The 14,850-nt window shown below is 52.3% G+C and carries 11 protein-coding genes; 4 read left to right on the forward strand and 7 right to left on the reverse strand.

The annotated features are described in order from the left end of the window. The first annotated feature begins 7 nt into the window (after window positions 1-7). The gene (locus H8K38_RS16475) at window positions 8-496 is read left to right on the forward strand and encodes a MerR family transcriptional regulator (protein ID WP_186885946.1); all 489 of its coding nucleotides are present in this window, start codon (window positions 8-10) and stop codon (window positions 494-496) included. Next, on the forward strand, window positions 429-1,481 hold the full coding sequence (locus tag H8K38_RS16480; protein WP_186885947.1) for an aldo/keto reductase: 1,053 nt from the start codon (window positions 429-431) through the stop codon (window positions 1,479-1,481). The genes H8K38_RS16475 and H8K38_RS16480 overlap by 68 nt, the downstream gene beginning before the upstream one ends. A 146-nt stretch (window positions 1,482-1,627) precedes the next feature. Here the strand turns inward: H8K38_RS16480 and lpdA are convergent, their stop codons facing one another. From lpdA to tagH, 7 genes are all read right to left on the reverse strand, one after another. Beyond that, window positions 1,628-3,775 (reverse strand): dihydrolipoyl dehydrogenase, encoded by a 2,148-nt coding sequence (gene lpdA / locus H8K38_RS16485; RefSeq protein WP_186885948.1) that lies wholly within the window; start codon window positions 3,773-3,775, stop codon window positions 1,628-1,630. Between the two features lie 14 nt (window positions 3,776-3,789). Next, window positions 3,790-5,112 carry a dihydrolipoyllysine-residue acetyltransferase gene (aceF, locus tag H8K38_RS16490; protein ID WP_186885949.1) on the reverse strand — a complete coding sequence of 441 codons (1,323 nt, stop codon included), beginning with the start codon at window positions 5,110-5,112 and terminating at the stop codon, window positions 3,790-3,792. A 60-nt stretch (window positions 5,113-5,172) separates the two neighbouring features. After that, window positions 5,173-7,869 carry a pyruvate dehydrogenase (acetyl-transferring), homodimeric type gene (aceE, locus tag H8K38_RS16495; protein WP_186885950.1) on the reverse strand — a complete coding sequence of 899 codons (2,697 nt, stop codon included), beginning with the start codon at window positions 7,867-7,869 and terminating at the stop codon, window positions 5,173-5,175. A gap of 504 nt (window positions 7,870-8,373) precedes the next feature. Continuing rightward, complete coding sequence (locus H8K38_RS16500) at window positions 8,374-8,865, reverse strand: TssQ family T6SS-associated lipoprotein (protein ID WP_186885951.1); 492 nt, start codon at window positions 8,863-8,865, stop codon at window positions 8,374-8,376. Between the two features lie 11 nt (window positions 8,866-8,876). Continuing rightward, window positions 8,877-10,580, reverse strand: a complete 1,704-nt coding sequence (locus tag H8K38_RS16505) for a serine/threonine-protein kinase (protein WP_186885952.1) — start codon at window positions 10,578-10,580, stop codon at window positions 8,877-8,879. 65 nt (window positions 10,581-10,645) lie between these two features. Next, window positions 10,646-11,413, reverse strand: a complete 768-nt coding sequence (locus tag H8K38_RS16510; RefSeq protein WP_186885953.1) for a PP2C family serine/threonine-protein phosphatase — start codon at window positions 11,411-11,413, stop codon at window positions 10,646-10,648. 11 nt (window positions 11,414-11,424) lie between these two features. Further along, window positions 11,425-12,648: a type VI secretion system-associated FHA domain protein TagH gene (gene tagH / locus H8K38_RS16515; RefSeq protein ID WP_186885954.1), complete on the reverse strand. Its 1,224-nt coding sequence runs from the start codon at window positions 12,646-12,648 to the stop codon at window positions 11,425-11,427. A gap of 461 nt (window positions 12,649-13,109) precedes the next feature. On the opposite strand from tagH, the gene H8K38_RS16520 reads away from it, so the two are divergent. Then, window positions 13,110-13,634, forward strand: coding sequence for a RodZ family helix-turn-helix domain-containing protein (locus H8K38_RS16520; protein ID WP_186885955.1), 525 nt, complete (start codon window positions 13,110-13,112; stop codon window positions 13,632-13,634). Between the two features lie 370 nt (window positions 13,635-14,004). Continuing rightward, entirely contained in the window at window positions 14,005-14,850 is an 846-nt protein-coding gene (gene folD, locus H8K38_RS16525; protein ID WP_186885956.1) for a bifunctional methylenetetrahydrofolate dehydrogenase/methenyltetrahydrofolate cyclohydrolase FolD, read from the forward strand.

Here is a 14,850-nt window from a genome sequence, read left to right on the forward strand (position 1 = left end):
GCCTGCCATGACCACTCCCATGACGATACAACAAGCCGCTGCTGCCACCGGGCTCAGCGTGCATACCCTGCGCTATTACGAACGGATCGGTTTGCTCGATCCGGTCGCGCGGCGCAGTAATACACACCGCCAGTTCCGTGAAGAAGATATCCGGTGGATAGACTTTTTGCTGAAACTACGGCGCACCGGTTTGCCGGTACGCGACATGCTGCGCTATGCAGAATGGCGCAGGGAAGGCAATACGCCAGAGAGTGTGTCTGCACGCAAGGCCTTGCTGGAACAGCATACCCAAAGCGTGGAACAGACGATCGCAGCCTTGCAGGACAACCTGACGGTACTGCAACTGAAAATTGCCATGTATAGCGATATGCAGGCGAACTTCGGGGCTGAGATCGATTTACCATCCATTCACCCCAAGGACAGCCTTCATGAGCACCAGCCATCTGCACCACAAACAGACTCAGGCACCAGTCGCCACAGAAACCGCATCTCTTAAAACCCGCCAGCTCGGCAGTAATGGCCCGCTGGTCTCCGCCATGGGGCTGGGCTGTATGGGAATGAGCGATTTCTATGCCAACCGCGACGATGCCGAATCCATCGCCACCATTCATCGTGCACTGGAAATCGGCATCACCTTGCTCGACACTGCCGATATGTACGGCCCTTACACCAATGAAGAACTGATAGGAAAAGCGATACAGGGAAAGCGCCAGCAATGCTTTATCGCGACTAAATTCGGTATCGTGCGCGATCCATCCAATCCGCATCTGCGCGGCGTCAATGGTACGCCGGCGTATATCCGTAGCGCCGTCGAAGGCAGCCTGCGTCGTCTCGGCACGGATACCATCGACCTGTATTACCAGCACCGGATTGATCCGCATACACCGATAGAAGAAACGGTAGGCGCACTGGCCGATCTGGTCAAGGCAGGCAAGATTCGTTATATCGGCTTATCGGAACCATCCGTTGCCACCATAGAGCGCGCGCACCGGGTTCATCCGATCACCGCAATACAAAGCGAATATTCCTTGTGGACGCGCGATCCGGAACAGGGTGTACTCGCTGCATGTCGCCGCCTCGGTATTGGCTTTGTGCCGTATAGCCCGCTGGGACGCGGCTTTCTGACAGGTGCGCTGACCAGTCCGGAACAATTTTCCGAAGATGATTACCGGCGTTCGAGCCCGCGTTTTCAAGGAGAAAATTTTAATAAAAACCTGCAACTCGTAAAGAAAGTGGAACAACTTGCCACACACTATGGCTGCATCGCTTCACAGCTCGCGCTCGCCTGGGTACTGGCACAAGACCCGCATATTATTCCGATTCCCGGAACCAAACGGCGCTCTTATCTGGAGCAAAACTGGGAGGCGCTGAACGTTTCACTGTCTGCCGCCGATGTACAGGCTCTGAATCAGATTTTTCCGCCGGAAGCCGTCGCCGGAGAACGCTATCCGGCAGCAACGATGAAAATGCTGAACGGCTGACCTTGTTGACCTGTTGACCCCTAGATGCAGGCAATCTCTGCATTGCCAGCAAATGTTAAGCGGCAGCGAGCAGCCATAAAAAAACCGCGCCCTGAAGCGCGGTTTTTTGTCATGCAGTACCGTTCCCTTGAGAACGGGGGATGCTCTTACTTCTTGCGTTGCGGAGGCAAATCCGTGCAGACGCCTTTATAGACTTCTGCTGCCATGCCGATAGATTCACCCAGTGTCGGATGTGGATGGATGGTTTTGCCAATATCTACCGCATCTGCGCCCATTTCAATTGCCAGCGCAATCTCGCCTATCATGTCACCGGCATGGGTACCGACGATACCGCCGCCAACGATGCGTTTGGTGTCTGCATCAAACAGCAATTTGGTGAAACCTTCGTCACGGCCATTCGCCACAGCACGGCCAGAAGCCATCCACGGGAACAAGCCTTTTTCGACTTTGATGCCCTTGGCTTTCGCTTCATCTTCGGTCACACCGACCCATGCAACTTCAGGATCAGTGTAAGCGACCGACGGAATCACAGTCGCGTCGAAGTAGGCTTTTTCACCAGCAGCAGCTTCGGCCGCCACATGTGCTTCATGCACGGCTTTATGCGCCAACATAGGCTGACCAACTAGGTCACCGATCGCAAAAATATGCTGCACATTCGTACGCATCTGTTTATCGACAGTGATAAAGCCACGATCGGTCACGGCAACGCCTGCTTTGTCGGCAGCAATTTTCTTGCCGTTAGGACTGCGACCAACCGCTACTAACACCAGATCGTAGACTTGCGGTGCCGGTGCAGCTTCGCCTTCAACTGCGGATGCAAACGTGACCTTGATGCCTTCCGGCAGCGCTTCGACACCGACCGTTTTGGTTTTCAGCATGATGTTATCGAAGCGTTTTTCATTGTGCTTCTGCCAGACTTTGACCATGTCGCGATCCGCGCCCTGCATCAGGCCATCCATCATTTCAACCACATCGATGCGCGCACCGAGTGTCGAATACACCGTCGCCATTTCCAGACCGATAATGCCACCACCGATCACCAGCATGCGTTTTGGCACCTGACGTAATTCCAGTGCGCCGGTGCTGTCAACAATGCGCGGGTCAGCCGGTACGAAAGGCAGGTTCACGACAGAAGAACCAGCGGCAATAATCGCCTGCTTGAACTGTACGACTTTTTTAGTGCCGTCTGCCGCAGTCACTTCAATGTGGTAAGAGCTGAGGAATTGACCAACGCCTTGCACTATATTGACCTTACGCGCTTTCGCCATGCCAGCTAAGCCCGTCGTCATTTTTTTGATGACGCTTTCTTTGTAGCCGCGCAGCTTGTCGATATCGATCGCCGGTTTCGCAAATGTCACGCCCAACGCTTCCATGTGCGATGTTTCGTCGATCACCGCAGCAACGTGCAGCAGCGCTTTGGATGGAATGCAACCGACATTCAGGCAGACGCCACCAAGTGTGGAATATTTCTCTACCAACACCGTATTCATACCAAGATCGGCAGAACGGAAGGCGGCGGAATAACCACCAGGCCCGGCACCGAGTACCATCATGTCGCACTCAATATCGACTTGACCAGTGTAGCCAGACGCAAGCGGTGCAGGAGTAGCTGGAGCAGCCGAAGCAACTGCGGCGGCAACTGAGGCAGCAACAGCAGGCGCGACCGCAGCAGATGTTGCAGATGTTGCGCCCGCGGCTTCCACCAACAGCAACAACGAGCCTTCGGCGACTTTATCACCTACCTTGACTTTGACTTCTTTGACCACACCAGCGTGGCTGGAAGGAATCTCCATGCTCGCTTTGTCCGATTCCACCGTGATCAATGACTGATCGACCTTGATCGTATCGCCTACTTTGACCATGACTTCGATGACTTCAACTTCTTTGAAATCGCCGATGTCCGGCACTTTGACTTCGACGATGCCGACTGGTCCGGCAGGTGCAGGTGGAGCTGCAGGCGCGGCAACGGCAGCCGGGGCTGGAGTGGCAGCAACTGGCGCTACCGCAACTGCTGGAGCTGCAGGTGTTGCACTCGCTGCCGATGTACCAACTGCACCTTCCGCCTCAATCACCAGCAGAATACTGCCTTCGGCAATTTTATCGCCCAGCTTCACTTTCAGCTCTTTGATCACGCCCGCGTGGCTGGCAGGAATTTCCATGCTGGCTTTATCGGATTCAACCGTCACTAAGGACTGATCGACCTTGATCGTATCGCCAACCTTGACCAGCACTTCAATCACTTCGACTTCTTTGAAGTCACCGATATCGGGAACTTTAACTTCGATAGCACTCATAGCCTGGTCTCCGCTCACAGCAAGGTTTTACGCAGATCAGCCAACACGTCGGCCAGATAAGCAGTGAATTTCGCGGCCATCGCGCCATCGATCACGCGGTGATCGTAAGACAGCGACAGAGGCAGCATCAGACGCGGCTGGAATGCTTTACCGTCCCACACTGGTTTGATGCTGGATTTCGACAAGCCCAGAATCGCCACTTCAGGTGCATTGATGATAGGCGTGAACGCCGTGCCGCCGATGCCGCCGAGTGAAGAAATCGTGAAGGTTGCACCTTGCATATCGGCTGGTTTCAGTTTGCCTTCGCGTGCTTGCGCCGACAGATCACCCATTTCCTGTGCAATTTGCGACAGGGTTTTCTGATCCGCATTTTTGACAACAGGCACCACCAGACCGTTTGGCGTATCAGCAGCAAAGCCAACGTTGTAATACTGCTTCAGGATCAGGTTTTCACCGGTTGCATCGAGCGAAGAATTAAATGCCGGGAATTTTTTCAGCGCAGCCACACTCGCTTTAATCACGAAGGCCAGCATAGTCAGCTTGACGCCGGATTTTGCCATCGCTTCGTTCGACGATTTACGGAAATCTTCGAGGCCGGTGATATCAGCTTCGTCAAATTGCGTGACGTGCGGAATCATGACCCAGTTGCGATGCAGATTCGGGCCGGACAATTTTTTGATGCGTGACAAAGGTGAAATTGTCGTCGCGCCAAATTTGCTGAAATCCAGCGATGGCCACGGCAATACATCAAGGCCGACGCCGCTGCCATTTTTTGCCGGAGCAGAAACCGCAGCAACAGCGGTGCTGCCAGCCATGATGCCTTTGACGAAGTTCTGCACATCTTCCTGCGTGATGCGGCCTTTCTGGCCAGACCCGGCAACGCGGCTCAGATCAACACCGAGTTCACGCGCAAATTTGCGTATCGATGGTGAGGCATGCGCTTTACCGGCAACCGCAGTCGCCGCTGGTGCGGCAACTGTTACCGCAGGTGCCGCTGCAACCACCGGCGCGGATGCCGGGGCAGGTGCTGGTGCTGCGACCACTGGCGCGGCGGGCGTCGCAGGCGCAACTGCTGGCTGAGCTGGTGCAGCCGCATCGCCACTGGCTTCGACGATCACCAGTAACGAACCTTCGGCGACCTTATCACCAACTTTAACTTTAATTTCTTTAACCACACCGGCATGGCTGGACGGAATTTCCATGCTGGCCTTGTCTGATTCGACCGTGATCAGAGATTGATCGACTTTGATGGTATCGCCCACTTTGACCATCAGCTCAATGACTTCCACTTCCTTGAAATCACCGATATCCGGTACTTTGACTTCAATTGCGCTCATAAATTAGCTCCGTTTGCGTTTCTTTCGTAGGGTGCGCCTGGCGCACCCTGCCTCATGCTGTTACACAGTCACCGGATTTGGTTTGTCTGCGTTGATGCCGTATTTCGCGATTGCCTGAGCCACCACGGAAGCAGACAAAGCGCCCTCGTCAGCCAGCGATTTCAGCGCAGCGATCACAACGAAGTAACGATTCACCTCGAAGAATTCACGCAGTTTGGCACGTGAATCGGAGCGACCGAAACCATCAGTTCCCAAGACCTTGTAGCTACGGTCTTTAGGGATGAAAGCACGTACCTGTTCAGCAAACGTACGCATATAGTCCGTCGATACCACGATAGGACCTGTCGTGTCTTTCAGACACTGAGTGATGTATGGCAAACGTGCGTCTTCAGTCGGATGCAACATATTCCAGCGTTCTGCATCCTGACCATCCCGCGCCAGCAAAGTGAATGAAGGTGCAGACCAGACATCGGCTGCAATGCCCCAGTCAGATTGCAACAACTCAGCAGCAGCAATCACTTCGCGCAGTATCGTGCCGGAACCCAGCAACTGCACGCGATGTTTGGTTGTTTCTGCTGATTTTTGCAACTGGTACAGACCTTTGATAATGCCCTCTTCCTGACCCGCTTTCAGACCCGGATGGCTGTAGTTCTCGTTCATCAGCGTGATGTAGTAGAACACGTCTTCCTGATTCGTCACCATACGACGCAGGCCGTCATGCATGATGACCGCCACTTCATGCGCAAAGGTCGGATCGTAAGGCACGCAGTTCGGAATCGTCGATGCCAACACATGGCTGTGACCATCTTCATGCTGCAAGCCTTCGCCGTTCAGCGTCGTGCGACCGGCTGTACCGCCAAGCAGGAAACCACGTGCTCGCATATCGCCCGCAGCCCACGCCAGATCGCCGATACGCTGCAGACCAAACATCGAGTAATACGTATAGAACGGAATCATCACGCGGTTATTGGTCGAGTAGGAAGTCGCTGCGGCGATCCACGAACTCATACCACCGGCTTCATTGATGCCTTCCTGCAAAATCTGACCAGCTTTATCTTCGCGGTAGTACATGACCTGATCTTTATCGACAGGCTCATACAACTGCCCAACCTGACTGAAAATACCGATCTGACGGAACAAACCTTCCATACCGAAAGTGCGTGATTCATCCACCATGATAGGCACAACGCGCGGGCCTAAACTCGCATCCCGCAATAAGGTCGTCAGAACGCGGACATACGCAGCAGTGGTGGAAATTTCACGCCCTTCAGCAGTGGGTTCGAGCATCGCCTGGAATGCCGATAATGCTGGCACAACCAGCGCTTCATCCGCTTTCTGACGGCGTTGCGGCAGATAACCACCCAGCGCTTTACGACGCGCATGCAGGTATTGCATTTCTGGCGTGTCGTCGGCTGGTTTGTAGAAAGGAATGGCTGGCAGATCAGCGTCAGCGATCGGCAACTGGAAGCGGTCGCGCATGGCTTTGATCGCTTCATCATCAAGCTTCTTGGTATTGTGCGCGGTATTACGCGCCTCGCCGGATTTACCAAAACCGAAGCCTTTGATACTTTTCGCCAGAATCACAGTTGGTTTGTCTGTGCTTTCCTGTGCCACTTTATAGGCCGCATAAATTTTGTGCGGATCATGACCGCCGCGGGTCAGGCGCCAGATATCGTCATCCGACATTTTGCTGACCATTTCCAGCAATTTTGGATGTTTGCCAAAGAAGTGGGCACGGACATAAGCGCCATCTCTGGCTTTGTAGTTCTGATATTCACCATCGACGGTTTCCATCATCACTTTTTGCAGGATGCCTTCTTTGTCTTTCGCCAGCAATTCATCCCAGCCACTGCCCCAGATCACTTTGACGACATTCCAGCCTGCGCCACGGAAATCGGATTCCAGTTCCTGAATGATTTTGCCATTGCCGCGTACAGGTCCATCCAGACGCTGCAAATTACAGTTGACCACAATCACCAGATTATTCAGTTGTTCGCGGCCTGCCATACCGATTGCGCCCATAGATTCCGGCTCATCCATCTCGCCATCGCCACAGAATGCCCAGACTTTCCGTTTCTCTGTATCCGCAATACCACGCGCATGCAGATACTTGAGGAAACGCGCCTGATAAATCGCCATCAATGGGCCCAAACCCATCGATACGGTTGGGAACTGCCAGAAATCCGGCATCAGTTTCGGGTGCGGATAAGAAGACAAACCTTTGCCGTCGACTTCGCGGCGGAAATGCTGCAACTGTTCTTCGGTCAGGCGACCTTCCAGAAATGCGCGGGCATAAATACCTGGCGCAGAGTGACCTTGGATGTACAACAAGTCACCGCCGTGGTCTTCGGTCGGCGCATGCCAGAAATGGTTGAAGCCTATGCCCAGCATATTGGCCAGTGAGGCAAAACTGGATAAGTGACCGCCCAGATCGCCATCCAGACGATTGGCTTTCACCACCATCGCCATCGCGTTCCAACGCATCATCGAGCGCAGTTTTTCTTCGATTTCCAGATTACCCGGGCAATGTTCGCCCTGGTCAGCCGGTATCGTATTGACGTAAGCAGTATTGCTGGAGAACGGGATATGCGCACCACGGCGGCGCGCCAGATCAACCATGCGCTCCATCAGGTAATGAGCACGCTCAGGGCCTTCATTCTCAATCACGGATTCGAGCGCATCAAGCCACTCATTCGTTTCCATTACATCTGGATCATTGACGGCTTGCGCCAGAACTTGGTCTATCTGGGGTGACATAAGAGGCCTCCTGTTGGTGCGCTTTCGAGGTGAGCGCGCGTTAGCGTATCGACGAATATAAACTGAAATTTTATTTATGCAGGCATTCTAGCAGGGGTTTTTTAATTTTCCAAATAGCGATATTCAATTTTATAATGTGAAATTTTGTTTGCGGCGCAACATATTTTATCGCCTGCTTTTTAGCGAAAGTTACCGCATGGAATAGTCAGCTCCTGCACCCGGAAACCGATCCGGCAAACCTGATTCTCGTCTGTTATCTGATCAAGGTAGTGCACAAAAATGGGAAATGAAACTTTTACAGGCATACATGGCGAAAACAAGCACAGAAAGACAAGCAGCACGGCGCGGCTTGTCTATACCTGTTTTTGAATTTATATCAGCGAGAAAGACGGCTGGAAGAAGTCAGCATCTGCGATGTCATGAGCGAACGCGATGACAGAAACACTTGAGCAGAACAGCAGAAAAATAGCTGCACAACTAAAAGCTGCGCAGCATGACGCCCTGTTATTTTTTAAGGCTTTTGGCTTTTTTAGCTTTCAAAAAGACCGGCCCCCATATCGGATGACCAATCTCATTCGGCATCAGATCAAAGTTGGGATCAAGCTTTAAGGCTCGCTCAAATTGCTGACGACACAGTTGTGTTCTGGATGTTACGCAATAGCTGAACGCCATTGTTTTCAGCGCATCGAGTTGTATCGCCTTGTTATGACCATTCCAGATCTCGGTCGCACCACTGAGTTTTTTGATCGCCCCGTTGTAATTACCGTCGTTATATAAGGCGCTTCCCTCGTTGTAAGCCTGCACGTCAGGGCTGATCACCGGTGCTGGTGCTGCGGCTTCAGGTGCTGGATTAGCCGCTGCTGCAGGTTTTGTCTCTTTCGATTTGACTGCCGCTTTTGGTGCCGGAACATTCTTTGGAGCTGTTTCGCATCCCGGCAAAAAGGTGCATACAAGAAGCAGGCTGCAGACAGGAAAAAGGCGGAATCTATTCTTCATTTTACTCAAACTTATTTAGCAACGAACTCATGCTCGATAACGCTGGCATTATTTTTACCAGCATCAACCTCGATCAGATAGTCGGGGAAGCCTGGATTGGTAATCCTGATTTTATGCTTACCCTTGGTCAGACTTAAATTCTTCAGCGGTGGGCTGGCACCACTTTGCACACCATCGACAAACACTGTGCCCCACGGCTTGACGGCAAGTTTAACATTGACTTTGCTGATCACAGGTTCCGCCGGAGCACTCTGCGCCTTCGCCTGCTCTGCCGCCTGCGTTAATTCATTCAAACGTGCTTGCGCCGCCGCGGCATGTTTGCCATTCGGATACTGCTGCAAAAATGCGCTGAACGCTTGCGGCTCTGAATGATCACTGCTATTCAGTTTTTCCCATGCCTGCGCTTCCGGATCCGGGCTACTGGCCATATCTGATGCAAGCGGAATGGATGCAGTGGCCGCGACCGATGACGCAACGGACTGCTGCTGTGCAACTGGCACGGTTGACGACACTGGTTGCACGCTCTCATGGCGACTGGCGAGATAAACACCTGCTGCCAGCAAAATCAGAATACCGCCGATAACAGTCAGCCCCGTCCGGGTGGTGGAACTCTGGCGGAGCGCTTGCAGTTTTTCACGCAATATTCCGTGAATCATACCGGCGGCAACCGGCTTACCAAGACGCGTGGTCGTGATAAGTTTTTGCGATGACGGATTACTGGCATCCGTGCGACCGCTTTCACTCGCCTTGCGCTGGGATGAGGATTTGCGCGATTTACGGGATGAGGCAAGCGCGCTGATACCAAGCAAGCGCCTGAATTCATCCATCGTTTGTGGTCTGTCCTGCGGCTGTATCGCCAGACCCTGATCAACTGCACTCAGAAATTTTGTACTGAACCCTGGGTGAGGATCTTGCTGCAAAGGCACCAGCGTATCCTTTACCACACGTGCCACTGACATCACAGGCGGGGATTTGATAATCATGTAATACATGACAGCGGCCAGCGCATAAATATCGGTCCACGGCCCCTGACGCAGATCATCGTCATCCGCATACTGTTCGACCGGCGCATAGCCGGGTTTCAGAATAACGGTTAATCCTTGCGTCATGTCACCGATAATCTGACGTGCTGATCCAAAGTCCAGCAACACCGCGTCACCGTTTTTTTGCACGATAATGTTATCGGGTGACACATCTCTGTGCAGTATTCTGGCATGGTATAAAGTATCCAGCGCATCCAGAATTTGCCGGAAAATAAATTTGAGCCACGCTTCCGTCACGAGTTCGGGACGCGTGGCAGCAATCTCCTTGAGCGTCACTCCATCGTAATGACGCATCACCATGTAAGCCGTCTTATTTTCTTCCCAGAAGCGATAAACTTTTACCAGCGACGGATGATCGAACTGCGCCAGCAAACGTGCTTCATTGATAAAGCTCTTGAGACCGGCATCAAACGTCGGTTTGTGCCGGCCAGTGTGAACGACGACGCTGCCATCCTCTGCCCTGCCGGCAAGTGCGCCCGGCATATATTCCTTGATCGCTACGGTTCGCTGCAAGGAATGATCGAAGGCCAGATACACGATGCCAAACCCACCCTGACCGAGTACACCGGTAATTTCAAAATCATTCAGGCGAGTCCCTGTCGCGAGGCAATTTCCGGTTCCTGCCGGGTGCTCGTCTGCGACATCGTTATCGAGTAATTTAGTTGTATTCAAGGCTTACTCAGAGGCTAAAAATTAGAAGCTAAAATCAAAGGGTAAAAATGGCAGATCATGTCTTATCACAAAGCGCTGGCATCACGGACGCAAATGGCAAATGCTGAAAAATTATCCCGACTGACATCGGTATTGGCGATATTTTTTTCGGCCATCGCATTCATCTGCTTCAACCACGCTTCGCTGCTCCGGCTTGCCAGCCAGCTCTGTTCTATCTGGTCTTCATGCACCCATTCCCAGAAGCCATCCGTACATATGAGGAAGGCATCGCCTTCTTGCAAAGCCACGGCATCCAGTGTTACTTCCGGAACAATATCACCCTCGGCACCAACCGCGGCAAATAATATGTTGCGATGAGGATGTTGCCGTAGCGCTGCGTAATCAGCATAACCTGCGTCGATCATTCTTTGCGCCAGACTGTGATCTTTCGAGACCGACAGTATTTTTCCCTGACGCAGCAGATAAATCCGCGTATCCCCCAGATGCGCCCACAAGGCGCAGCGATTCGCGATATCAATCAGCAGCGTTGCCATGGTCGAGCTCATATTTTCCTGCCGGACGCTGGACGCTTTCTCTTGCCCAACCTGCTGTATCGCCGACTCTATATAAGAGCGCAAGGCATGGGCGCTGAACGACGCATCTTTCCGGAACTTGGCTATGATACTCGCAGTAACCAGATTGGCGGCGGTTTCGCCGCCCAGATGCCCGCCGGTTCCATCGGCCAGTACGAAACAGGCGAGGTCATCCTCAAACGCGCTGTCAAGTACATCCTGATTCGATTGCCGGTCACCGATCGCGTTAATGTATGCAGTATCCAGATGCATGGGCATCATCACGCAATCATTCAGAGCGCAGTGGATTCGTGTCTGGCACGTTCCACTTCGCGTTCATAAGCAGCTAAAAATTCTTTGCCGAACAAGGTCTGAAATTCGTCTTTCGATTCCAGCGAAAGATCTTCAAACATTTCCACAAAATGATCCCACATGTCCGCTTTACGGCGTGCCGGATTCATCTTATCCATCAACGTCGGCACCGGCAACAAGCGCGCAAATCCAGTCGGTTCGAATTTTTTCTGCAGTGCATCCATCGCGGCCTTCATCCCGGCGACAACGCCTAACTGATGCGCGCGCAAATCCTGAAATGCATCTTCCATCGCTTCTGCCGGCGTCATAAAACCGGGCATTTTTTTGCGCAGCATCTGCGTCAGTACCGTCTGACTATCCGGGAAAAATTTTAAGGGATTGTTTTTTCGTAACACCACCATGGTGACGTCCGCATTCACTTCGCGTTTCACCAATGCCCGTTGCGAAATCAAACCCATCGTTCCTTCCACCGACGTCGCCACTAATTTGCCTAATGTTTCCATCAGCTCCGTTGTCAGCCCGGAGGAAATGTGCAGGGAAGTCAGACCCGCGCCCTGCAAAAAGGCATTTAATAATTCATTGGAATCCGCAACAGCCTTCGCTGATTCGGCCAGTTTTGCGACATCTGCTACCTCGACCGCCTCAGCTACCACACCATCCGATGCTGGCTGCGTCGTGGTAGCCGATGACAGACTATGCGCATCGTCCTGATGCAAGTTTTCAGCAACAGCATCGGCGTCCGCACGCATTAAAAATCGCGGAGGTTGCGGCGTCTCTTTCCGGTCGCCTTGCAATGCCACTGTTTTTACGAACGATACACTCTCGGTCGGAGCCGGTGCGGCAATGACATCTGTCACGCCGACCGCAGTTAACGTGGTGTCACTTTGCACCTCACTGGCAAGAACTTCGAGCACATATAAGCCAATCTGAATCTGGTCGCCGATATGAATAGCATAGTCATGCTCAGGATCGATTTCTTTACCGTTAACACTGACCGGATTCGCCAGACTGACATTCATCAGATAATGGTGTGTTCCATCGCTCCAGACTTTGGCCTGAGTGCGGGAAACGAAATGTTTGGGATCTGGTAAGACCAGAAAATTGTCGTCGCTGCGTCCTATCGTCTGCGGTGTTTCACTAAAGCTGGCCGCAACGGGGGAGATAGGAGTTTCATTGTTATATGAAACAACGGCAATTTTTATCATTTGTCATACTCCGGAATCAAAGCGGATAGGCCCACGGGAAAAGGAAAGCACCGGACGAGAGTCTGGCTGGTTTTAAACCAACCTGAGATTATCGCGCATTTATGGCGCATTATTTGCATCAGGCTTAGACAACGGCGTTAAATTTTTACCACGGCGGAGCCACAACAATCAGCCAACTGGTAAAAATGATGGTGATCAAAAGTACCATGCAGGTGACAAACCGGGCTTGCATAAGAGATCAAGATCACGTCAACTCACCGACGTAAACCAAGCATAAGCACATCTTTCGATGTAACAAAAAAAGCAATATCTGAGTCTAAATGACATGAAGTAACGGCTTTACAACGATAAAGTAAGCAACACTATAAAAATTACACACAGTTACAAAAAAGCAATATGATCAGTGCTATAGTTATTCGCCGTTTTTGCGCAAAATATCGTTTTTTAAAAGCGAGGGTTCTATGAGTGATGCAGGGTCGGGTCAGCCGTTATTATCAGAAGTGACGGGATCTTTTCATTATCAGGAACTGATTGAGTCCAGGCTTGGGCAACCCATTGCGACTGATGTATTTAACGCTGATGCTGAACGCCTGTCCTCTTCGCCGGGCGCCAGGCTGGCCGCAGCCCGCAATGCGTCTGGCTGGACTGTTGATCAGGTGGCGACGCAACTGAAAATAACACGTCACCAGATACTGGCAATTGAAGCGGACGATTATGACGTCCTGCCGGCACCGGCAATCGTCCGCGGTTTTGTCCGCGCATACGCCAAGCTGCTTAAGCTGGACTCTGCGCCATTGCTCGAGTTGATGCCGGATGTGCACGGTAAGAAAAAGTTGCCGTCTGCAAAAGGCAGCAAAGCGCGGGCTTCCGCCGATAGCGGTAAGCGTTCCGCGACAAATGCAGGGATAGCCCCCCCCACCACCGCACTCTTTATCTATGCTTTGTGCGTATTAGGACTGGTGCTGGCCGTCGTCATGTATAAATAGCCTTGTTGACACTCGCTGCGGGCATCATCGCTTTGTCCGCTACTGTCGATATTTCAGATACTCCCCCATAAATTATCAAAATCCCCCCTAATGTCTTTGAAATCATTGGGGCTGTAAATATACTCCCCCGGAGTATATTTACAGTTAAAAACAACTCGATCTGGTTCTCTGCTCTGAATATCGTCGAAACTCCGGTTCACGGCACACGTCTGAGCGCAGCCTCAGCGTGATATACGTGATATTTCAGCTATCCGGCACGCAGACTTCTCACGCAGGCATACGTTTGCATTCTGCCTCAATCCGCATAGTTATCCGGTGAGCCACCGCATAATTTATAATCGCGGCTTGATCTTCTTTTGCAAAGCCCATCATGACTGCCCAAATTATCAGCGGAACCGAACTCTCCCAACAAATTCGTGCCGATGTCACGCAACGTGCTGCTGCCCTGACAGCGCAAGGAAAACAGCCGGGTCTGGCAGTCATCCTGGTCGGTGAAAACCCTGCCTCGCAGGTGTATGTCCGCAACAAGGTGAAAGCATGTGAAGACTGCGGTTTCTATTCAGTGCTGGAAAAATATGCCGCCGATCTCAGCGAAGCCGATTTGCTCGCCCACATCGAAAGACTGAATCAGGATCCGAAAATTAACGGCATTCTGGTGCAACTGCCTTTGCCTGCGCACATCAACGCGAATAAAGTCATCGAGGCGATCGCCGCAGAAAAAGACGTCGACGGCTTCCATATCAGCAACGCCGGTTTGCTGATGACAGGCCAGCCGCTGTTCCGTCCATGCACACCATACGGCGTCATGAAAATGCTGGAATCGATTGATTACCCGGTGCGCGGTGCAAATGCGGTCGTGGTCGGTGCGTCGAATATCGTCGGTAAGCCACAGGCGATGTTGCTCTTGCAAGCCGGTGCCACCGTCACCATCTGCAATTCCAAGACCCGCGATCTGGCAGCGCATACGCGCAACGCCGACATTCTTGTTGTCGCCACTGGCAAACGCAATATCGTTACCGCAGACATGGTCAAACCAGGCGCCGTTGTGATTGACGTTGGTATGAATCGTGACGATGACGGCAAACTCTGTGGCGACGTTGACTATGCGCCAACCAAAGAAGTCGCGGGTTATATCACACCGGTTCCGGGTGGCGTAGGTCCTATGACCATCACCATGTTACTGGTCAACACGATTGAAGCTGCCGAAAGAAATTAA

Origin of the sequence: Undibacterium sp. FT79W, from assembly GCF_014284215.1 — a bacterium.
GTDB lineage: Bacteria > Pseudomonadota > Gammaproteobacteria > Burkholderiales > Burkholderiaceae_D > Undibacterium > Undibacterium aquatile.

What these genes read in the sequence shown, in the direction of transcription:
- H8K38_RS16475 (WP_186885946.1), top strand. Translation starts at nt 8, where the DNA reads ATGACCACTCCCATGACGATACAACAAGCCGCTGCTGCCACCGGGCTC.
- H8K38_RS16480 (WP_186885947.1), top strand. Translation starts at nt 429, where the DNA reads ATGAGCACCAGCCATCTGCACCACAAACAGACTCAGGCACCAGTCGCC.
- lpdA (WP_186885948.1), bottom strand. Translation starts at nt 3,775, where the DNA reads ATGAGTGCTATCGAAGTTAAAGTTCCCGATATCGGTGACTTCAAAGAA.
- aceF (WP_186885949.1), bottom strand. Translation starts at nt 5,112, where the DNA reads ATGAGCGCAATTGAAGTCAAAGTACCGGATATCGGTGATTTCAAGGAA.
- aceE (WP_186885950.1), bottom strand. Translation starts at nt 7,869, where the DNA reads ATGTCACCCCAGATAGACCAAGTTCTGGCGCAAGCCGTCAATGATCCA.
- H8K38_RS16500 (WP_186885951.1), bottom strand. Translation starts at nt 8,865, where the DNA reads ATGAAGAATAGATTCCGCCTTTTTCCTGTCTGCAGCCTGCTTCTTGTA.
- H8K38_RS16510 (WP_186885953.1), bottom strand. Translation starts at nt 11,413, where the DNA reads ATGATGCCCATGCATCTGGATACTGCATACATTAACGCGATCGGTGAC.
- tagH (WP_186885954.1), bottom strand. Translation starts at nt 12,648, where the DNA reads ATGATAAAAATTGCCGTTGTTTCATATAACAATGAAACTCCTATCTCC.
- H8K38_RS16520 (WP_186885955.1), top strand. Translation starts at nt 13,110, where the DNA reads ATGAGTGATGCAGGGTCGGGTCAGCCGTTATTATCAGAAGTGACGGGA.
- folD (WP_186885956.1), top strand. Translation starts at nt 14,005, where the DNA reads ATGACTGCCCAAATTATCAGCGGAACCGAACTCTCCCAACAAATTCGT.